General features: G+C 48.4%; 20 protein-coding genes. 12 read left to right on the forward strand and 8 right to left on the reverse strand.

Annotated elements, in window-relative coordinates; genetic code table 11:
• Positions 1 to 5 precede the first annotated feature (5 nt).
• Positions 6 to 395 (forward strand): acyl-CoA thioesterase, encoded by a 390-nt coding sequence (locus UNH61_RS23505; protein WP_326994457.1) that lies wholly within the window; start codon positions 6 to 8, stop codon positions 393 to 395.
• A 52-nt stretch (positions 396 to 447) separates the two neighbouring features.
• On the opposite strand, the gene UNH61_RS23510 is transcribed toward UNH61_RS23505, so the two are convergent.
• Complete coding sequence (locus UNH61_RS23510) at positions 448 to 876, reverse strand: peptidylprolyl isomerase (RefSeq protein WP_326994458.1); 429 nt, start codon at positions 874 to 876, stop codon at positions 448 to 450.
• A gap of 103 nt (positions 877 to 979) precedes the next feature.
• On the opposite strand from UNH61_RS23510, the gene UNH61_RS23515 reads away from it, so the two are divergent.
• Together UNH61_RS23515 and fmt are read left to right on the forward strand one after the other, a co-directional pair.
• Positions 980 to 2,146 (forward strand): DUF1343 domain-containing protein, encoded by a 1,167-nt coding sequence (locus UNH61_RS23515; protein ID WP_326994459.1) that lies wholly within the window; start codon positions 980 to 982, stop codon positions 2,144 to 2,146.
• Between the two features lie 129 nt (positions 2,147 to 2,275).
• Positions 2,276 to 3,199: a methionyl-tRNA formyltransferase gene (fmt, locus tag UNH61_RS23520; RefSeq protein WP_326994460.1), complete on the forward strand. Its 924-nt coding sequence runs from the start codon at positions 2,276 to 2,278 to the stop codon at positions 3,197 to 3,199.
• A gap of 120 nt (positions 3,200 to 3,319) precedes the next feature.
• Here fmt and UNH61_RS23525 read toward each other — a convergent pair whose 3' ends face one another.
• The 7 genes from UNH61_RS23525 to hemH form a co-directional block, all read right to left on the reverse strand.
• The gene (locus tag UNH61_RS23525) at positions 3,320 to 4,300 is read right to left on the reverse strand and encodes a LysM peptidoglycan-binding domain-containing protein (protein WP_326994461.1); all 981 of its coding nucleotides are present in this window, start codon (positions 4,298 to 4,300) and stop codon (positions 3,320 to 3,322) included.
• Positions 4,301 to 4,603: 303 nt separating this feature from the next.
• Positions 4,604 to 6,004: an RNA methyltransferase gene (locus UNH61_RS23530; RefSeq protein WP_326994462.1), complete on the reverse strand. Its 1,401-nt coding sequence runs from the start codon at positions 6,002 to 6,004 to the stop codon at positions 4,604 to 4,606.
• Positions 6,005 to 6,058: 54 nt separating this feature from the next.
• The gene (locus UNH61_RS23535; protein ID WP_326994463.1) at positions 6,059 to 7,525 is read right to left on the reverse strand and encodes an NAD(P)(+) transhydrogenase (Re/Si-specific) subunit beta; all 1,467 of its coding nucleotides are present in this window, start codon (positions 7,523 to 7,525) and stop codon (positions 6,059 to 6,061) included.
• 32 nt (positions 7,526 to 7,557) lie between these two features.
• Positions 7,558 to 7,866, reverse strand: a complete 309-nt coding sequence (locus UNH61_RS23540) for an NAD(P) transhydrogenase subunit alpha (protein ID WP_326994464.1) — start codon at positions 7,864 to 7,866, stop codon at positions 7,558 to 7,560.
• A 21-nt stretch (positions 7,867 to 7,887) separates the two neighbouring features.
• Positions 7,888 to 9,018: a Re/Si-specific NAD(P)(+) transhydrogenase subunit alpha gene (locus UNH61_RS23545; protein ID WP_326994465.1), complete on the reverse strand. Its 1,131-nt coding sequence runs from the start codon at positions 9,016 to 9,018 to the stop codon at positions 7,888 to 7,890.
• Positions 9,019 to 9,078: 60 nt separating this feature from the next.
• Entirely contained in the window at positions 9,079 to 10,425 is a 1,347-nt protein-coding gene (hemG, locus tag UNH61_RS23550) for a protoporphyrinogen oxidase (RefSeq protein ID WP_326994466.1), read from the reverse strand.
• A 9-nt stretch (positions 10,426 to 10,434) separates the two neighbouring features.
• On the reverse strand, positions 10,435 to 11,478 hold the full coding sequence (gene hemH / locus UNH61_RS23555) for a ferrochelatase (protein WP_326994467.1): 1,044 nt from the start codon (positions 11,476 to 11,478) through the stop codon (positions 10,435 to 10,437).
• Positions 11,479 to 11,775: 297 nt separating this feature from the next.
• Between hemH and hemA the strand changes: the two genes are divergently transcribed.
• The 9 genes from hemA to UNH61_RS23600 all read left to right on the forward strand — a co-directional run bounded on the left by hemA (position 11,776) and on the right by UNH61_RS23600 (position 20,867).
• Positions 11,776 to 13,029, forward strand: a complete 1,254-nt coding sequence (hemA, locus tag UNH61_RS23560) for a glutamyl-tRNA reductase (RefSeq protein WP_326994468.1) — start codon at positions 11,776 to 11,778, stop codon at positions 13,027 to 13,029.
• Positions 13,030 to 13,032: 3 nt separating this feature from the next.
• On the forward strand, positions 13,033 to 13,953 hold the full coding sequence (gene hemC, locus UNH61_RS23565) for a hydroxymethylbilane synthase (RefSeq protein ID WP_326994469.1): 921 nt from the start codon (positions 13,033 to 13,035) through the stop codon (positions 13,951 to 13,953).
• On the forward strand, positions 13,943 to 14,770 hold the full coding sequence (locus tag UNH61_RS23570) for a uroporphyrinogen-III synthase (RefSeq protein WP_326994470.1): 828 nt from the start codon (positions 13,943 to 13,945) through the stop codon (positions 14,768 to 14,770). The genes hemC and UNH61_RS23570 overlap by 11 nt, the downstream gene beginning before the upstream one ends.
• Positions 14,767 to 15,798, forward strand: coding sequence for a uroporphyrinogen decarboxylase (hemE, locus tag UNH61_RS23575; RefSeq protein WP_326994471.1), 1,032 nt, complete (start codon positions 14,767 to 14,769; stop codon positions 15,796 to 15,798). Before UNH61_RS23570 ends, hemE begins: the two co-directional genes overlap by 4 nt.
• A 17-nt stretch (positions 15,799 to 15,815) precedes the next feature.
• A complete protein-coding gene (gene hemF, locus UNH61_RS23580) occupies positions 15,816 to 16,730 on the forward strand; it encodes an oxygen-dependent coproporphyrinogen oxidase (RefSeq protein WP_326994472.1) in 915 nt (304 codons plus the stop codon).
• Positions 16,731 to 16,752: 22 nt separating this feature from the next.
• A complete protein-coding gene (hemB, locus tag UNH61_RS23585; RefSeq protein ID WP_326994473.1) occupies positions 16,753 to 17,724 on the forward strand; it encodes a porphobilinogen synthase in 972 nt (323 codons plus the stop codon).
• A 38-nt stretch (positions 17,725 to 17,762) separates the two neighbouring features.
• The gene (gene hemL / locus UNH61_RS23590) at positions 17,763 to 19,049 is read left to right on the forward strand and encodes a glutamate-1-semialdehyde 2,1-aminomutase (protein ID WP_326994474.1); all 1,287 of its coding nucleotides are present in this window, start codon (positions 17,763 to 17,765) and stop codon (positions 19,047 to 19,049) included.
• 145 nt (positions 19,050 to 19,194) lie between these two features.
• A complete protein-coding gene (locus UNH61_RS23595; RefSeq protein ID WP_326994475.1) occupies positions 19,195 to 19,635 on the forward strand; it encodes a hypothetical protein in 441 nt (146 codons plus the stop codon).
• Between the two features lie 113 nt (positions 19,636 to 19,748).
• Entirely contained in the window at positions 19,749 to 20,867 is a 1,119-nt protein-coding gene (locus UNH61_RS23600) for an efflux RND transporter periplasmic adaptor subunit (RefSeq protein ID WP_326994476.1), read from the forward strand.
• Positions 20,868 to 20,882 lie beyond the last annotated feature (15 nt).

Below are 20,882 nucleotides of genomic sequence, written 5' to 3' on the forward strand. Positions count from 1 at the left end.
GCTGTATGTCTTACGATCAAAGAATTGAAGATTCAATAACCAGGATCTTTAAAGCGGTATTTCCCAACACCGTCAATCACTATGATACCCTATTCGGCGGTACTGCCATGGCATTGATGGACGAAGTAGCCTTCATTACTGCTACCCGTTTCACCAGAATGCGTACGGTGACGGTTTCTTCCGACAGGATAGATTTCAAAAAACCGATTCAGCACGGCACGATCATAGAGTTGATAGGTAAAGTGGTACAGGTGGGTACTACCAGTCTGAAAGTGGAAGTGGAAGTATATATGGAGCACATGTATGACAGCCATAGGGAGAAGGCCATCAGCGGCACTTTTACCTTTGTGGCGATCGATGAGCACAAGAAACCGGCGAAAATTAATCTCCAATAAAAAAAGGATCCGGGTATTCCGGATCCTTTTTTATTCAATAAATTCAGGATGATTACGCGATCTCCACGAGTTCCAGGTCAAAAACCAGGTCTTCCCCAGCCAGTGCATGGTTCGCATCAAGGGTGATAGTATTTTCATCTATAGCAACAACTTTCACCGGGAATACATGACCCTGCGGATTGCTCATCTGCAGTTCCATACCTACTTCCGGATTCAGTTCCGCTGGTATATTTTCCTTTGGAAATTGTATGATCATTTCTTCGTTTTTGGGGCCATATGCCTGATCAACAGGGATATGAATGGTTTTCTTATCACCCACTTTCATATCCAGCACACCATTCTCAAAGCCCTTGATAACCATACCGGCGCCTACTGTAAATTCCAGCGGGGCTCTCCCTTCAGAGGAATCAAAAGTAGTTCCATTTGTCAAACGGCCATGGTAATGCACCTTCACTGTATCCCCGTTTTTAACAGTTTGCATAACTTTTATTGTTTAATGTTAAGAATTATCCGCAAGATACAAAAAGGAGTCATATTACCCGCTTTTTCGTGCGTCAATAAAAGGTTTGCTGTATCTTAACGGTATGAACCGTATATTCCTTTTATGCCTCCTTCTTGCAGGATGGCTGTCTGAAACTTCCGCTCAATATGCGGAGCATGTTATGCCCGGAGCCACGCAAACCGCCCGCTATCTGCCACTGCTGAAAAACAAACGGGTGGCCATGATGGTGAATCAGACCGCTACAATAGATAAAACCCATCTGGTAGATTCATTGCTGAAGCTACATATCAGGATACAAAAGATATTCAGCCCTGAGCACGGATTCCGCGGCCTGGCCGGCGCCGGCGAAAAAGTGGGCAACAGTGTCGACTCTGCCACCGGTATCCCTATCGTATCGCTGTATGGTCAGCATCGTAAGGCCACTGCAGCGGATTTGAAAGATGTGGATATCCTGCTCTTCGATATACAGGATGTAGGTACCAGGTTCTTCACTTACATTTCCTCGCTGCAGGAACTGATGGAATCAGCAGCTGAAAACAAAAAAACACTCGTTATCCTGGATCGCCCTAATCCCAATGGGGATTATGTAGACGGCCCCGTGCTCGATACCGCTTTCCGTTCTTTTATAGGCATGCAGCCCATTCCTATTGTACATGGCATGACGGTAGGCGAATACGCCCGCATGCTTAATGGAGAAGGATGGCTGAAAAAAGGTCTGAAATGCGACCTTAAAGTGATTCCCTGCGAAAACTATAGCCATCAGATCTATTATAAACTGCCGGTAAGGCCTTCTCCGAACCTTCCGAACATGGCAGCCGTAAATCTCTATCCTTCCATCTGCTTTTTTGAAGGCACCGCGCTCAGCCTCGGACGTGGCACCGACAAACCCTTCCAGGTATACGGGTCACCTGCTTTTCCGAAGCAATCCTTCACATTCACGCCCCGGGCCAGTACCAGCAATCCTTCCCCGGTATTGAAAGATCAGCTTTGCTACGGCTTCGATCTGAGCAATGCCCCGGAAACTATACCACACAAGGGCCGCCACATTGAGCTCAAATGGCTGCTGGATGCCTATCGCCTGTTCCCCGACAAAGAAAAATTCTTTACGCCCTTCTTCAGCAAACTGGCCGGCTCCAAACAGCTGCAACAGCAAATTACAGAAGGCGTATCAGAAGCTGATATCCGCAAAAGCTGGGAACCCGGACTGGCGAAGTTCAAAGCGATAAGGGGGAAATACCTGTTGTATTGAATGAAGAATATTGAATGAAGAATTAAGAAACAGCGTGAAGATATTAGCGGATATATCTATCAATCGCTAATATCTTCACGCTGTTTCTTAATTCTTCATTCAATATTCTTAATTCCTTTTCTTTGCATTATGAAAGACCTTCGCATCATCTTCATGGGTACCCCGGATTTCGCGGTAGCCTCATTGGATATACTTGTTCAAAACGGGTTTAATGTAGTGGGCGTGATTACTGCCCCCGATAAGCCCGCCGGACGGGGATTACAAATGCAGGAAAGTGCTGTTAAGCAATATGCCGTCAGCAAGGGCCTGCATGTATTACAACCGGAAAAATTAAAGAATCCTGAATTTATCAGTGCATTGCGCGAATTGAAAGCGGACTTACAGGTAGTGGTAGCATTCCGTATGTTGCCGGAAATGGTGTGGAATATGCCTCCGGAAGGCACTATCAATGTACATGCGTCGCTGCTGCCTAACTACCGGGGAGCCGCCCCCATCAACTGGGCTGTTATCAACGGGGAGAAAGCATCCGGTGTTACTACCTTCAAATTGCAGCATGAGATCGACACAGGTGATATACTTTTCAGCGAAACAGTGCCCATCCGGGAAGATGAAACTGCCGGAGAACTGCATGACGCCCTGATGCACTCAGGCGCTACCCTGCTGCTTAAAACAGTACAGGCCATCGCTTCAGGCGACGTACATGGCACACCACAGGCGCATATTCCGGCCAGTGAAATAAAGCATGCCCCTAAGATCTTCAAGGATACCTGCCAGATCAACTGGGAACTGCCCCTCGATGATATTTATAACCTGGTGCGTGGTCTCAGTCCTTACCCCGCCGCATGGACGCTCTTAAACGACAAAAGCATTAAAATCTACAAAGCTCACAAAGCACATACTACCCCCTCCATCGCTCCGGGTGAATTCGACACCGATCAGAAATCCTACATAAGGGTGGCTGCGCCTGATGGCTATCTTTATCTTGATGAGATACAACTGGAAGGAAAGAAACGCATGGAGGTAGAGGCGTTTCTGCGAGGCTACAGATTTTAGAAAAGAATTACGAATTAGGAATTACGAATTACGAAATAGAGCGAAGACTTCAGCGGATAACAAGTATATAAATACTATCTGCTAAAGTCTTCGCTCTATTTCGTAATTCGTAATTCTCCTCTAATTCTCGTAGCTCAGTTCGCAATAGAACCTTGCTTCATTGCTGCCCAGCGCCTGCATGGCACTGTCGCTCAGCTTGATGATGAGGCCCGCGTTGGGCTTCATCTGAGGGATTACATCCAGGACTTTTGCATAAACGGATTTACCATTCAGCGGATTGGTTACTTTAATGATGGTACCTCTCGGAGCACTGTTGTGCAGTGCATAGTATTTGCCTACAGCATTGCTCTTAAACCAGGTACCAGGGCCTTTTTCGGTGGCAACCTTCTTGCCGCTGGTCTGTTGTTCATACAGCTGTTCAAAGTCGGTGCTGCTGGCTACCGGAGTAGTAGTGACTGCTGGCTTTGCCGGCGCCACTGGTTGTTCGGTATTATCAGCAACAGGGTGGGCTTCCGCTTTCTTCGCATTCTCTTTCTCTTTCGCCTTTTCTTTTGCAGGAGGTGGGGGCGGAGGAGGCAGTTGCTCGACAGCTACTTCTGTGGCTGGTTTGCTCTTGGTTTTTTCTTCCTTCGGGGGAGCCGCTTCAGCAGTTGCACCACCACCAGCGGTCAGGTAGCCAATGATCAGGTAACTGTCTTTCTTCAATCCATCGCCGGAAAAGCTATTCCATTGACGGATATTATTCAGCGGAACCTTGTTGTAATTCACACTTACACGGTACAAGGTTTCTTTCTCTGTTACCTTGTGATACACCGGTTTGCCACTGGCTTCTGCTTTCTGCGAAAAGTTTGCAGCCGTAAGTGGTATATGCAGCTTGTGCCCCAGCTGCAAACCCTGGTCCATCGTTATCTTGTTGGCGGCCGCTATTTCTTTCGGAGAGATGCTATAGGCACGGCCAATGCTATAGAAGTTTTCTCCTTTCTTAATTACATGGGATATGTAAAGTGCGGGCGAAGTACCCTGTACTTCCAGCGTATCCTGCGCTTGTACCGCCCCTGCACTTAAACCAAACAAGGCGATTGATAGAATCGATTTTATCATACTAACTCTGTTTATGATGATGCTCCGATAACTGTCCTGCCGATCTGCTGCTGTAAACTATACTTCCCGTATAAGCAATTCACCATGACAGTATCAAAATATCTGAATTTTAGTCTACTGTTTCGGGCAACGAATATATGCGTTAAAATTGACAAATTTACTTAATAAACCAAACGGAGAAATCGGATTTTTGTTGTGGTTTCCGGTATGAACGGCATACCATTTTCCATCCGGCAAATACACGTTGGCACAGTATTTCAAAGCTGGTATGATCCGGGATAAACAGTCGGCCTTTGTGGCCTGCTACCCTGCAATTTCCTTCAGGATGCGCAGTTCTTTAGGGTAATAATTATTCATACGGTTAGGCAGAAATTTTGCCCAGCCCAGGCTCATGTTCTCATACTTTACCAGCGCCCAGCCTCTTACATCCGTACCAATACCCGGATCTTCCTTGCGCAGGTATTGCAAGGCCTGTTTCAGATCCAGGGATACTGCAGCCAGACTTGGGTTGCAGAGCATACTGGCTGCCAGCTGATGATCGGGAATCAGTTCCTTAGGCCCTATCTGCCCTGCTTTGACACCTGCCTTGCGAATATACAATTGTTGTTGCAACAATGGCATTTCTGCTGCCACCATCGGTGATAAAATTAACACTTCATCCTGATGTGGGTAATAACGATACCCCTCCGGCAGGTTCACCCAGGGCTTTATTACATCCTGTTGCTTCGCGTTCAGCCCGGCCTGTTTCTGCTCCTTAGGACGACGGAAATGCCCGCTGCCATGCTTACGGAAGGCAGCAATAAAAAAGCCTTCTCCCTTCAGCCGGTCCGGGTAAAACCGGTAGCCCGTACAATTTCGTTTATTCGTCACCGTTGTAACGATATCCCATGCATCATCCAGTGGAATCGGAATATTTGTTAGCTCAAAATGCGTAGCCAGCCAGTCGAGTATCTCCTCATCCTCAGCTGCTGAAAAAGAGCAGGTAGAGTAAATGACAACGCCACCATCTTTTACAGCCGGCAAAATATCTGCCAAAATCCGCTGCTGGCGTTGACTACATAACACTACATTTTCGGGCGACCATTCAGGGATCAGCTCCGGATCGCGGCGGAACAAGCCGGAACCCGAACAGGGCGCATCTACTACTACGAGGTCGAAATACCCATTGAGGGCCGAAAAGTCTCTCGGATCATTATTGGTTACCACCACATTGGCAGCCCCCCATTTAGTAAGGTTATCAGCCAGTAACGATGCCCGCGGCTTTATCACTTCGTTGGCTACCAGCAAACTGTTTTCACTGATCAACGACTGTAACAGGGTAGATTTACCACCGGGTGCGGCACAAAGATCCAGTATCTTCAACGGCTCATTAAGATCCACGGCAGCACGTACTGCCTGTTTCAGGAACATGGAAGATGCCTCCTGCACATAATAAGCACCTGCATGAAAAAAAGGATCGAATGTAAAAGATGGTCGCGCCGGAAGATAATAACCAGTGCTGCTCCAGGGCACCCGCGTTGTTCCCGCCGGCGACAATGCAGTCAGTATTTTCTGCGACTGGTCAGTTGTCCCGGCTTTGATGGGGTTCAAACGTAATGAAGTAATTTTATCTGCAGCGGCATGCACCTGCTCAAATGTTTCCCGGTTGTATCCCGGAAGACCTGTTAACGAATCGAGCAGCGCTGCTGGTAATTGACTGGACAAAGGAATTTTTTCCGCAAAAATAATGAAATCGTAGATTCCGTTTTCCGGATGCGGTCAAACTTCCTTAACGGCGCCTATCAGCTGCTGCAGTACGCCTTTGGCATCTCCAAACAACATGGAAGTTTTAGGCTGAAAGAAAAGATCGTTTTCTATACCCGCGTACCCGGGTTTCATACTGCGTTTGTTTACGATCACCACTTTGGCGTTCTCCACTTCCAGGATAGGCATGCCATATATGGGGCTGGACGGATCATTTTTGGCGGCGGGGTTTACCACATCGTTAGCACCCAATATCAGTACTGCATCTGTAGTAGGAAATTCTGCGTTGGCATCTTCCATCTCCAACAATTTTTCATAAGGTACATCTGCTTCCGCCAGCAGTACATTCATATGCCCTGGCATACGCCCTGCCACGGGATGTATGGCATATTTCACTTCCACGCCTTTTTCTTCCAGCAACTTCTCTAACTCATGACAGGCATGTTGCGCCTGGGCCACTGCCAGTCCATATCCCGGCACAATGATCACTTTGCCTGCATAGGCCAGCACTACTGCTGCATCATTCAGACTGATCTCTTTATAGCTGCCCTGCTCCTTCGCTCCCGCTCCCGCAACAGCAGCACCGCCACCAAAAGAGCCGATCAGCACATTTTTCAGCGAACGATTCATGGCCTTACACATGAGAATGGTAAGGATGGTTCCCGCAGAACCTACCAGAATACCGCCGGTGAGCATTACCGGGTTGTTATACAGAAACCCGCCGCAGGCCGCTGCCACACCGGTAAATGAATTCAGTAAAGAGATCACCACAGGCATATCCGCGCCGCCGATGGGCATAACAAACAACACGCCGTAGAACAATGCCAGCAACAGGATGGTATAAAAAATAACCAGGCTGCTACCTCCGGAAGTATAAATACCAATCAGCCAGGCAGCCAATCCTACGATCAATATCAGCACTCCCAGGTTAAGAAGATGTTGCCCGCCAAAAGAAAAGTCCCGCACCTTCCCTGCCAGCTTGCCCCAGGCCACTACGCTTCCGGCACAGGAAACGGCGCCAATGATCAACCCCAGCAGGATAATGACCACCGTACCCACCGAATCATTCGATTCGAGGAGTTTCAGCACCAGGCCTGGATTTAATGTCCCGGCCGTGAGATTGTGTATCATGTCGTGCAGGTGACTATACTCTACGATGGAGATCAGCGCTGCACAGGCACCACCCATCCCGTTAAACATGCTCACCATTTCAGGCATGGCCGTCATTTTCACTTTCCGGGCAGCCATCACTCCTATTACGCCACCAATCAACAAACCGGCAAAGATCCAACCGTAATTATGCAATGGCTGCAGCTCCTCGGTACGATACAGGAAAATGGTACCGAAAATAGCGAAGCTCATCCCCACAGCGGCTACCATATTACCTTTGCGGGCGGTATCCGGTTTACTCAGCATTTTTAATCCAAGAATAAATGTAACAGAGCCGATCAGGTAGATGATTGATAAGATGCTTGCACCCATTGAAATAGATTTTAGCTGTGAGCCATTCGCTGTTAGCGTTTCTTTTTGAACATTTCAAGCATCCGGTCGGTTACCACGAAACCACCTACTACGTTGATAGTTCCCAGTATTACCGCCAGGAAACCGATGCCGAGTGCCAGGTAATTATCCGGCTCCGCTTTGCCCATCACGATGATGGCGCCGATGATAACAACGCCATGTATGGCATTGGCGCCGCTCATCAGAGGCGTATGCAGCACGGAGGGGACTCTGGATATCACTTCTATTCCAAGGAAAACAGAAAGGATAACAATATAGATCAGTTCATTGTGGCGCTCTAAAAAATCCAGAACAGTTTCCATGATAAACTTTTTTACAATCTTTTATGCAGGCTGCATCATGCTTTTCACACGGTCGTTCACTATTTCCCTGTTATGTGTGATGCAGGCTCCCTTCACGATATCATCATTAAAATCGAGATGCAGGGCTCCTTCTTTGGTAAGTATGAGCTTCAGAAAATTGAAAACATTCTTCGCATATAACTTGCTGGCGTCTGCCGGCATCGTAGCCGCCAGGTTGGAGTTGCCGATGATGGTCACTCCTTTCCGGGTCACGGTTTCATTGTTCCTCGTAGCGCTGGTGTTGCCGCCGGTGGCTGCGGCAAGGTCTACTATTACGGAGCCGGGTTTCATCTGGTCCAGCATTTCATCAGTCACGAGTACCGGCGCTGGTTTCCCTGGTATCTGCGCAGTGGTGATCACAATATCTGCCTTCGCGATACTTTCGCTTATTCGTTGTTGTTGTAATTGTTTATAACTCTCAGTTTGCTCAACGGCATAACCTCCTCCTGTTGAAGCATCTGCTGCGCCGGCCACTTCAACGAACCTGGCGCCAAGGCTCATTACTTCTTCCTTAACTGCAGGACGGGTATCAAATACTTCCACTACCGCCCCCAGCCGGCGGGCAGTGGCTATTGCCTGCAGGCCGGCTACACCGGCCCCCAATATAAGCACCTTGGCAGGCGCTATGCTGCCTGCTGCCGTCATAAACATCGGGAAGTAACGGGAATAAGTATACGCTGCCAGCAGTACTGCTTTGTAGCCAGCTATATTGGCCTGAGAACTGAGCACATCCATTACCTGGGCACGGGTGGTACGGGGAATGGCATCAAGACTGAAAGTAGTAATCCCTCCCGATGCCCATTGCTCTGCTTCCTGCAGGTGGTAAAGCGGTTGTAAGATACCGGTAACAATCCGGCCGGGAGGCACCTGTGTGAGCTGCTCCCGGGAAAGCGGTTGCATGGAAAAAATGAGGTCGGCATTTACGAGGATATCAGTTTCACTTTTTATCAGAGCGCCGGCCTGCATATAGGCGTCGTCGTTATAGAAAGCGTTGTCGCCGGCCCCCTGCTCCACCCACACGGTTACCGACATTTGCTGCAGCTGCTTTACAATTTCTGGAACAAGGGAAACCCTCGTTTCGCCGTTCTTTTCTTTTAAAATTCCTGCAATCATCTGGTGGAAATTTATATTGGAATTTAAAGAAAAAACGGCAACAAAGCGCTTTTTTTTCGCTTAATTTTTCTTCATGGAAAGCGCGAATGCAGCGGCATGCTGCAATAACGCAGGGATGGCAACACCCTGCATATAATTTCCGCCGATATGTATACCCGGATATTGTTGCTCAAAGGCAGCAATAGCCTGCCGTAATCCGGCGTAACCTCTGTTCAGCTGCGGAATGGCTTTATCCCAGCTGCTGAAACGCTGCATCACTGGCGGGGCGGATAAATGCAGTAGCTGCGTGATTTCCCGGATCACTTCCTGCTGTAACGCCTCCGCACTCATTTGGCTAAACAACTGCTCCTGACGTGCGCCGCCCAGGAATACAGTGAACAGCACTTTCCCCTCCGGTGCTTTTTCCGGGAAAATAGCGGAGTTGCAGATAGCCCCCAGGAAATGTTTGTTTTCCGCATTCGGTACCAGGAAACCAAAGCCTTCCAACGGCTGAGGCAGGGCCGTTGCATCGAAGCCCAGGTGCAGCACCCCCATGCGCGGATAATGTATCTGTTTCAGTAAAGCGGCAGTCTGCGCATCCAGCGATGCGATAATATCCGCTGTACGGTAAGCCGGTGTGGTCAGCACTACCTGCGATACGTGAAACGCAGCAGGTGCACCATTCTCCACAGCATTTACCATATAACCACCGTCGACCGGCTGAATATCTTTCAGAACAGTATTAAATCGTATGGGTGTATGAAGTTGTTGCTCGAGGCAGTCGGTCAGCGTCTGATTTCCTTTGCGGAAACTGATGATCTTACGGCCTCCCATCGCGGCTTTGTCTTTCATCAACCCTTTGGTAATACTCCCGTATTCCTTTTCCCAGCGCGGTAACGCGGGCATTACTTCGGAGATACTCATAAGATCAGGATTACCTGCGTAGATGCCCGATAATACAGGATCAAACACATAGTCTGCTATCTCCCGGTTAAACCTCCTCGTTACAAATTCAGTGACAGTTTCTTCTTCCGGGCCTTGCGCAGGTTTCCTGAAACGTTCCGTAAATAGTTTCCATTTACTGGCCCGGCTCAGATAAGGCGATGAAAGTATTTTGAAAGGATGTGGCGATACTCCGTGTAACTGGTTATTCCTTACCAGGAAACGATGCTTGCTGGCTGCGCTGGCTTGCAGGATCTCGCCTTCCAGCCCAAGCGTTTTAAAATACTGCAGTACTTCCGGCGTGGCGGCAATGGTGTTGGCACCTGCATCCAGCGTGAAACCATCTGCCTGCATGGATTTCATCACTCCTCCGGAATGATCCGATGCTTCCAGTAATAAGAAGGGTATGCCCTGCTGCTGGAGCTCATAAGCAATACTCAGCCCGGATAAACCGGCGCCTGCTATCAATACGGGTTTTTCAGACATAAGGAAAGTTTAAACAGCTTCTGTTGCTATGACCTTATTGCAATAATTTACTACCGCTTTCACCCATAACGGGTGTATATTCAGACAAGGAATCATTGTGAATGTTTCTCCTCCGTTATTGAGGAAAGTATGCTTTCCTTCCACCGCTATCTCCTCGAGGGTTTCCAGGCAGTCGGATACAAATGCCGGGCATGCTACCAGCAACCTGCGCTTTCCTTCTCCCGGCAAGGATTCCAGCCTGTTCACGGTGTATGGCTTCATCCACTCTTCGCGCCCCAGCCTCGACTGGAACGATACTCCCCACTTATCTTTTGGCAGGCCCAGCTTTGCTGCTACCAATTCAGAAGTGATCGTTACCTGATGTCGGTAACAATAGTCGTGGGCCGCTGATTTAACATGACAGCAGTCATTTACCTTCATACAATGCGCCTTCGTAGGATCGCCTTTGTAAATATGTCTTTCCGGTAAACCATGATAGCTGAATAATACATAATCATACTCCTGTTGCAGGTACGGCCGCATACTCTCTGCCAGGGCATTGATGTATTCCGGCTCGTCGTAGTACGGAGGTATAACAGACAATTCAAATTTATACTTCTTCTTACGGTAAACCTCCTTTGCATGTTCCACTGCTGTTTCGTAAGACGACATCGCATAGTGCGGATACAACGGCAACAGGATCACCTGCTTCAAACCAGGGTTTTGCTTCAGCAGATTATCATAAGCTTCTTCCTGGCCCGGATTACCATAACGCATGGCTACTTCCACCGGGATCTGCATATCGTTCTGCACCGCCTTCTGTAATTGCTTCGTTAATACGATCAGCGGCGATCCTTCCTCCCACCAGATGGAAGCGTAAGCCTCGGCTGATTTAGCAGCACGCTTCGGCACAATCATCCCTTCAATTAATATTTTCCGGAACAACCACGGATAATCAATCACACGCTTATCCATCAGAAACTCGATCAGATAACGCTTTACATCCGGTACTGCCGTGGAATCAGGCGATCCAAGGTTCATCAATACAATCCCAACATCAGATTTAGATACCATTTTCTTCGAATTGGTGCAAAAGTAAATAAAAAGCCCGAAGCAGAAAACGTACAATCACAACAACATCATACCCGCTCCCTGCGGCCTCTCCGGGTACTTGCGATTTGTAATTTTCAGCTGTAATTTTATCACCGGAAAAACGGAAAACTGTCATCCTTTTGTAAAGACAAAAACTGATAAAAATCATTTTTTCGTCGATATGATTACCAGTAGGAGAAATGACACACTAATGACAGCGAAACCCGTTTGTTTGAAGCGTATGAAAGTACTTTTGCAACCGGAAGCTTATACTAGAACATGCAGGTCAGTCATTCAAAAGAAATAGCAAATTTTCATATTGTTGGGATCAACTATAAGAAAACAGACGCTGCTATCAGGGGGTTATACGCCATCAACCAGGCACAGTATCACACACTCCTGGAGCAGGCGAAACAGGAACAATTAGACGATCTTTTTGTACTATCTACCTGTAACAGAACTGAATTGTACGGATTTGCTGCTAATCCCGGGCAGCTACTGGATTTGCTATGTAAAGAATCTAACGGAGAAAGAAGTCAGCTGGAAGAATTAGCGTATGTCAAATCAGGAGAAGACGCTGTCAGACACCTGTACCAGGTTGGCACAGGCCTGGATTCACAGATCCTGGGCGACTACGAGATCGTAGGCCAGATACGCAATGCTACCCGGTTCGCGAAAGAACAACAGCGTCTTGGTAGTTTCCTGGAACGACTGGTGAACAGCGTTTTCCAGGTTTCCAAATTAATCAAAACAGAAACAGGCCTCAGTAAAGGCACCGTATCAGTGGCTTTTGCTACTGTACGTATGCTGGAACGGATATGCCCTGATATAAAAGATAAAAAGATCGTGCTCATTGGTGTTGGCAAAATAGGCCGTAATACCTGCAAGAACATGATCGGGTACCTGGGAGTGAAAGAGATCACACTCATCAATCGCACCACGAAAGTAGCTGCTGATTTTGCCGGCGAGCATGGGCTCAGATATGCGCCTTACGAGAATATGGTAAGCGAAATGCAGCAGGCAGATGTGATACTGGTGGCGTCCAATGCACCACAGCCTACTGTACTTGCGGAGCATCTTCGCAATACTTCTCCCAAACTGGTAGTGGACCTTTCCATCCCTTTCAATGTGGAAGCTGCCGTGGGCGAACTACCCGGTATTACACTGGTAAACGTGGATGAACTCTCCAAAGTACAGGATGAAACATTGCAGAACAGGCTGGGTGAAGTACCCAAAGCCCTCGCTATCATCGAAGAGCATATGGAGGAGTTCCTTTACTGGTACAAAATGCGCAAACACGCTGTAGTGTTGAAAGCGGTGAAAGACAAACTGCAGGAGATACACACGCGTGAAATACAACTTCAAAAAAACGGAGGCCATTACAAACTGGAAGATGTGGAATTGGTATCCTCCCGTATTATACAGAAAATGATTAATCTCATGGCAGGCAAAGTGCGTAAGGAAACCGACAAGAGTGATCTCTATATTGCCATGATCAACGATATTTTTGAGACAGGGGCTAACCAGGCATAAGTAATGGATAAAGTTATCAGGATAGGTACCAGAGAAAGTCAACTGGCATTGTGGCAGGCCAATCAGGTGAATAGTCTGCTCACCGCACAGGGTTACCGCACCGAACTGGTGCCCATCAAAAGTGAAGGCGATATTGATCTTGTAACCCCGTTGTATGAAATCGGTGTTCAGGGTATTTTCACCAAAAGCCTCGACCTTGCACTACTCAATAACCGTATCGACGTTGCGGTGCATTCTTTTAAAGACGTTCCTACCCAATTACCAACAGGCATCACACAGGCAGCCGTATTAAAACGCGGGCCGGTAAAGGATCTGCTGGTATATAAAAACAACACCGCATTCCTGGATCAATCCGGCTATATCGCCAATATCGCTACCAGCAGCGTACGCCGCAAAGCGCAATGGCTTCGCCGCTATCCGCAGCATCAGTTACACAATCTTCGTGGGAACGTAAATACCCGGCTGAAGAAACTCGCGGAAGAAAACTGGGATGGTGCTATTTTCGCCGTTGCAGGACTGGAAAGAATCAATGTCCGCCCCGCTAATTCCATTGATCTCGACTGGATGCTGCCAGCCCCTGCACAGGGCGCAGTAGTGGCGGTATGCAGGGAAAATGACAGCTTCTGCCTCGAAGCATGCGCAGCATTCAATGACCAGGAAACAGCGCTGGCAACACAGATAGAAAGAGAATTTTTACGTACCCTGATGGGCGGATGTACTACTCCCATCAGCGCATACGCCCATATACAACACAATACCGTACATTTCAGTGGAGAGCTCTGCAGCCTCGACGGAACGCAGTTCTTCAGCGTTTCCAGAGAACTCCCGCTGTCAGCAGCAGCAGATCTCGGAAAAGCAGCCGCAGAGGAAATTATGGCGCAGGGTGGCGCTGAAATTGTAGCTCAGATCAGAAATGCCAGATGATAAAAAATACCGTGTACTTTGCACCAGGCCGCTGCCTGAGACCCTTCTGGCTGTAGCCCGGGAGAAAGGTATTGATATTGACATCCGGGAGTTTATACAGATCAAACCATTGACCAATACGGCCCTCAGAGGCACAACTCCGGCTCAATGGGGGATGGCTGCACCAGGCAGTTCCACCGCTACAGCTACCGGCTTTGTATCGGATATATTCCAGGCTCCCAATATTTCTGTTTTTACAAGCGCCAATGCGTTAAAAGTATTGGAACAACATTACTTTCTCCCCTCCCGGTTCCGGCCCGGCAGCAATGAACTTAATACCTGCTTTAACACGGATAAGGCACTGATATGCTGTATATCCGGCAATACGCTGAAAAAAGCAGGCGAAGTTTTCAGAGAAGCTACCATACTGGCATCAGCACCGTATGGCAGTGAACTGGCGGCTGCCATCATCGCCAGAGGTGATATCAACACCGTGAATTTTTATTGCGGTAACCAACGCCGCGATGAACTCCCTGGTTTGCTGCGTGCCGCTGGTATTACCGTGAACGAATATGTGATATATGAAAATGCGGCAACACCGCAGGTGGTAGCGGACGACTATGATGGTATACTATTCTTCAGCCCCAGTGCGGTGAAGAGTTACCTGTCTGCCAACAGACTGCACCACAAAACCGTTTGCTTCGCAATCGGCAGAACTACTGCCACCACACTGCAGGAGCATACCGATAACAGGATCATCGTCAGCACCAGCACCTCCGATGAGAGCATGGTGCAAACAGCTATATTTTATTTTAACAACATTAACTGCTACGAATGAGCGCATTAAAGAACGATTTACTGCTGAAGGCCCTTAGAGGCGAAACAGTTTCCCGCACGCCCGTATGGATGATGCGCCAGGCTGGCCGCTATCTTCCCGATTATATTAAACTGCGCGATAAATATTCTTTTTTTGAACGTTGCGAAAACCCGGAGCTGGCTACGGAAATCACCGTAATGCCGGTAGACCAGGTAGGTGTGGATGCTGCTATTATTTTCTCCGATATACTGGTAGTTCCCCAGGCAATGGGCCTGGAAGTACAACTGGTAGAAAAAGTTGGGCCACTGCTGCCTGATCCGATTAAATCTGCAGCAGATCTCAGCCGTATATGCGTTCCCGATGTACACGAGCGGCTGCACTACGTTTTTGATGCACTGAAACTTACTAAAAAAACACTCGATGGCCGTGTGCCGCTGATAGGCTTCGGTGGCGCGCCCTGGACCCTGCTCTGCTATATGGTACAGGGTAAAGGCTCTAAAACCTTTGATGAGGCAAAAGCCTTCTGCTATCAGCAACCGGCAGTAGCCCACCAGCTGTTGCAGATGATCACCGATACCACTATCGCCTACCTGAAAGGCCAGGTGGCCGCAGGCGCCGATACCGTACAGATCTTCGATTCATGGGGTGGCTTACTCAGTCCGCAGGATTTTGAGAATTTCTCCCTGCAATATATCCGCCAGATAGTGGCAGCAATGAAAGATATCTGCCCTACTATCGTATTTGCCAAAGGAGCCTGGTTTGCTTTGGAAGATATGGCCGCCACAGGCGCCCATGGCCTCGGTATCGACTGGTGCATTAAACCCGAGCTGGCCCGCCAGTTCGCCGGCAACAACACTACCCTTCAGGGTAATTTCGATCCGGCTAAACTGATGGCTCCCATCCCTGAGATAGAAAAATCAGTGAAGGAAATGCTGAAACGCTTCGGCACTCAACGCTATATCGCAAATCTCGGACATGGTATCTTACCCAATGTTCCAGTAGATCACGCAAAAGCTTTCGTTGAAACAGTAAAAGCAGCGAGCTGTTAAATGCTAAATCCTGATTTATGTCGTCTGTAAAAACTGAATTCATATCGTTTATACATCACCTGCAAGACAGCATCTGCACTGCATTCGAACAAACCGATGGCAAAGCTGTTTTCCGGGAAGACCGCTGGGAACGCCCTGGCGGCGGTGGGGGCAAATCGCGCGTGATCGTTGACGGTAATGTGTTTGAGAAAGGAGGAGTAAATACATCAATAGTACACGGAGATTTACCAGAGGTAATGGCGCAACAGTTCGGTGTCAATAACAGCCGTTTCATGGCCTGCGGTATTTCGCTGGTAATACATCCGCTGAATCCTTTTGTACCGACAGTGCATGCGAATTTCCGCTATTTCGAACTGTACGAACAGGACGGTACACTGAAAGACAGCTGGTTCGGCGGCGGCGCCGACCTGACTCCGTACTACCTGGACGAGCAGGACGGGATACATTTTCACCAGACTTTCAAAAACGCCTGTGATGCGTTCGGGAAAGAATTGTATCCGAAATACAAGCAGCACTGCGATGAATACTTTATCAACAAACACCGCAACAACGAAGCTCGCGGTATAGGCGGAATATTCTATGACTATCTCCGCCCGGGGCCCGACAGGAGCGCAGAAGAGCTGCTCAGCTTTTCGAAAGCCAATGGCAATGCCTTCCTCGAGGCTTATCTTCCGATTGTCGAAAAAACAAAACATATACCCTATACAGATGCCCACAGAAGCTGGCAGGCGTATAGGCGCGGACGTTATGTGGAGTTCAATCTTATTCACGACAGGGGAACACTGTTCGGGCTGAAAACAAATGGCCGCACGGAATCTATTCTGATGAGCCTGCCACCGGTAGCCCGCTGGGAATACGACTTTCACACTACTCCAGGTAGCCCCGAAGCGCAGCTGGAAGAATACCTGAAACCAAGGGAATGGGCAAAATAAAACAATAAAAAATTTTATAAAGATGATCAGAAGAAACAGAATTTTAAGAGTATCTCCCGCCATTCGCGCAATGGTAGCGGAAACAATTTTAACACCCAGCGATTTCATCGCCCCGTTATTTGTAACCGAAGGAGAAAATGTGAAGGAAGAGATCAGCTCTATGCCAGGCTATTTCAGGTACTCACTGGACCTTACCATTCAGGAAGCCAGAGAACTGTGGAGCCTCGGAATTAAAAGTGTATTGCTTTTTGTGAAAGCACCGGATAGTGTGAAAGATAACAAAGGAACAGAAGCCGTAAATCCCAATGGCCTGATGCAGCGTGCCATCCGTGGTATCAAGAATGCTATTCCGGAAATGGTGGTAATGACGGATGTTGCCCTGGATCCTTATTCCTCCTATGGCCACGACGGAATTGTGGAAGGTACGGAAATCGTCAACGATCCTACCGTGGAAGTACTTGCCCGCATGAGCCTCAGCCACGCACAGGCCGGCGCCGATTTCGTAGCACCGAGCGACATGATGGACGGCCGTATACTTGCGATACGCAACATACTGGAACAAAATGGTTTCGATAAAACCGGTATCATGGCCTACAGCGCCAAATATGCTTCCTGTTTTTACGGACCCTTCAGAGATGCCCTGGACTCCGCTCCCGGCTTCGGAGATAAGAAAACCTACCAGATGGATTTCGCCAACTCCCGCGAAGCTATCAAAGAAACACTGATGGACATTGAAGAAGGCGCCGATATCGTAATGGTGAAACCCGCAATGGCTTATATGGATATCATCCGTATCATTAAAGATCGTACTACCGTTCCCGTTAGTGCATACCATGTCAGCGGAGAATATGCCATGATCAAAGCTGCTGCTGAACGTGGCTGGCTCAACGAAAACAAGGCAATTATTGAAAGTCTTACCAGCCTCAAACGCGCTGGAGCCGACCTGATTGCTACCTATTTTGCAAAAGATGCCGTAAAACTGCTGAACGCATAATTCAGTATCTTGCGGAACACCATAAATCACCCAAACAGATGTACAGCAAAAGTGAAATATTATTCGGGAAGGCCAAACAGGTAATTCCCGGCGGTGTCAACTCTCCCGTTCGTGCCTTCAAAAGCGTGGGCGGTACGCCTGTGTTCATGGAACGGGCAAAGGGCGCTTATATGTATGATGTAGACGGGAACCGTTACATCGACTATATCAACTCCTGGGGCCCAATGATCCTCGGACATGCGTATGAACCCGTTGTAAAAGCCATACAGGAATATGCCACCTATTCCACATCTTTTGGGGCGCCTACTGAACTGGAAATAAAAATCGCAGAACTGATAGTGAGCATGGTACCTAATATAGAGATGGTACGCATGGTTAACTCAGGCACTGAAGCCTGCATGACCGCTATCAGACTGGCCCGGGGATATACCGGCCGGAATAAATTCATCAAATTCGAAGGCTGCTACCATGGGCATGCAGATGCTTTTCTCGTAAGTGCAGGCAGCGGCGTAGCTACGCTGGGCATCCAGTCCGTTCCGGGCGTTACCGCTACTGTAGCAGACGATACGCTGACAGCACCCTACAATAACCTGCCCGCGGTTGAACAACTGATCGCAGCCAATCCTGAACAGATTGCCGCTATTATTGTAGAACCGGTAGCCGGTAACATGGGCTGTATCCTGCCACAGGCAGGATTCCTGGAAGGACTGCGTAAGCTCTGCGATGAAAATAATATACTCCTCATTTTCGATGAAGTGATGACCGGCTTCCGCCTCGCACGTGGCGGCGCACAGGAACTACTGGGTATCCGGGCCGACCTCGTCACTTTCGGTAAGATCATTGGCGCCGGTATGCCGGTAGGTGCAGTAGCCGGACCAAAAGAAATCATGGAGTTCCTCGCACCCGCCGGTAAAGTATACCAGGCCGGCACACTGAGCGGTAATCCTATTGCCATGATAGCCGGTTATACCCTGCTGGAAACACTCAACAACAACCCGGTGATATATCAGCAGCTGGAAGAAAAAGCCGCTTATCTTGTAAACGGACTGAAAGAAGCCTTCGGGGCTGCCGGTGTGGTACACAGTGTTAACCAGCTGGGATCCATGCTGAGTGCACATTTTACCGAATATCCCATCATTGACTTTTCCTCAGCTTCCGCAGCAAATAATGAACTGTTTAAACGCTTTTTCCACGCTATGCTGGAACGTGGCATCTACCTGCCGCCTTCTGCATTTGAAAGCTGGTTTATGTGTAATGCCCTCACTACTGAAGATCTCGATGCCACCATCGCAGCTGCAAAATCAGCTATGCAGGTGATCAAATAGTTAACAAATCAATCCTGTGCTGAGTGGAAAAGGCTGGCTCCTATAGAGCCAGCCTTTTATTTTCCGTTACCAGTCATCCCGCCAAATTCCCATTACAATAATCTAACGAACAGAAAAATTAAAATCTCATTAAATTTGCACTTCAATGTACAATGGCGGGCCCATATCAAAACGCTGGACAACTGTCATCTTACTGCTGTGCTTACAGCTGGTAAGTGGCCTCCTGCCTGTATCTGGCGCCCACAGACACCAGATCGTCTATGAAATACAGGAGATAAAATTCCAGATGGCCCAGCAGGATCACCTGCTGCGCCTGCTAAACAAGCTTCCGGTTCACCTGGAAGCAGACGACGATGACAATGGCGCCTGCGATCTATGGCATGTTACCCGGCACCGGCATAAAACCCGCTGGTATATTTCCGCAACAGCTCCGCAGGTTAGCATGGCTACCCGCATTGTATACCTGGATACCGATAGCTCCAACCAATGTATCTATCTCCCGGAAAATAAAACCGGGGAATATACCTACCAGAAATCTTTTCTACCAGCGTACTATTCATTTCTCTTCCGGTTTACCCCGTTCTGATCAGCACACGCTCTTATTATCATCATTCTTGAATAATGTCCGGACTCCGCTCTGACATTGTGTTGTGTTGTATTCACCTATTCCGGTATTTCCGGAATCAATATTTTATTGTTATGCGTCAATATACAGGGATCCTGACATCGCTGATCGCTCTTTTCATGGCTGGTTGCGCCACCAGGGGGGAAAGTACCAACAAAGAGGAATTGAAAACACTACCTGTTACTACTCTGGTAACAAAAGACACCTTACTGCACCGCTCTTACGTAACAGATATACAGGCAGTGCAGAACGTGGAAATACGTGCCCGCGTAAACGGTTTTCTGGATAAGATATATATCGATGAAGGCCAGGAAGTTAAGAAAGGTCAGCTGCTCTTCGGCATCAGTGATGCGGAATACAGGGCCGAATTAACGAAAGCCAAAGCAGTGCTCAGCAGTATGATCGCAGAAAGCAAATCAGCTGCACTCGAAACAGACCGCGTAAAATTACTGGTCGATAAAAAAGTAGTGGCCGCCTCTGAACTGGAAGTAGCCAATGCCCGGCTCGACGCCGCACAGGCTAAAATAGAAGAAGCCCGTTCCGCCGTTGCCAATGCCGAAATGCATCTTTCTTTCACCAGTATCCGCGCCCCTTTCGATGGTATCATCGACCGGATTCCGCTGAAAAAAGGTAGTCTGATCAGCGAAGGTACCCTGATGACAACGGTATCGGATACACGCGAAATATATGCTTACTTCAACGTATCTGAAACAGAGTACCTGCAATACAATAAAGCCATTGCCAAAGGCGACAACAGCTATCGCCAGGTGTCGCTGGTGCTGGCAGATGGAGCCGACTATAACCACCCCGGTAAAATAGAAACCATTGAAGGCGAGTTTGAAGAAAATACCGGCTCCATTGCATTCCGGGCCCGGTTCCCTAATCCATCCAAACTGCTCAAACATGGCGCCAGTGGTACTGTGAAGCTCACCTCTGAAATGGACAGCGTCATCATCATACCACAGAAAGCCGTCTTTGAAATGCAGGACAAAAACTACGTTTTTGTGGTAGATGCCGGCAATAAGGTAAAGATGAGAAACTTCATTCCGCAAGCCCGCTTCTCTCATTTCTATATCGTTCAATCCGGCCTGCGCGCTGGTGAACGTATTGTATGCGAGGGTGTGCGGAATATACGCGACGGCGCGGGCATCGTTCCGCACCAGGTGCCCATGGACAGTTTATTGAGTTTATAATCACAGCTATCCGGC

Source organism: Chitinophaga sp. 180180018-3 (assembly GCF_037893185.1).
Classification (GTDB): Bacteria; Bacteroidota; Bacteroidia; order Chitinophagales; family Chitinophagaceae; genus Chitinophaga.